This window comes from Psychrobacter sp. 16-MNA-CIBAN-0192 (assembly GCF_040309565.1).
Taxonomy (GTDB): Bacteria; Pseudomonadota; Gammaproteobacteria; order Pseudomonadales; family Moraxellaceae; genus Psychrobacter.
In genome coordinates this window covers 1-276 of the sequence record NZ_JBEOOX010000210.1, presented here as the reverse complement: position 1 = coordinate 276, position 276 = coordinate 1, and the positions used below count along the sequence as shown (strand labels likewise).

Sequence of the window (276 nt, the reverse complement as noted above, 5' to 3'; positions counted from 1 at the left end):
CTCTACAACCGCCCCTACACGATCTTCTACTGGCATGTTTTCGATCAGCGTACCAGCAAACCATTGACGAGCAAACACCATGTTTTTAAAATCAACTTTTTTAATTATTTCGTCGCCATGCTGCGCGTCAAAACACTCATAAATAACATAACCGGTATTTGGTTTTGCTTTAACATAACCGGCAAAACCTTGCTCGGCAGCGTGGAACGTTATTTCAGCAGCGGCATCGTTTTCAAACCCACTACGACAGTAAATTACAACACTAGACATATTAAC

At 41.7% G+C, this 276-nt stretch carries 1 protein-coding gene; it reads right to left on the bottom strand.

What is annotated here, in order from left to right; translation table 11 throughout:
* On the bottom strand, positions 1 to 276 hold a 276-nt coding region (locus AAEY78_RS12955; protein WP_352339724.1), incomplete at both ends, for a hypothetical protein.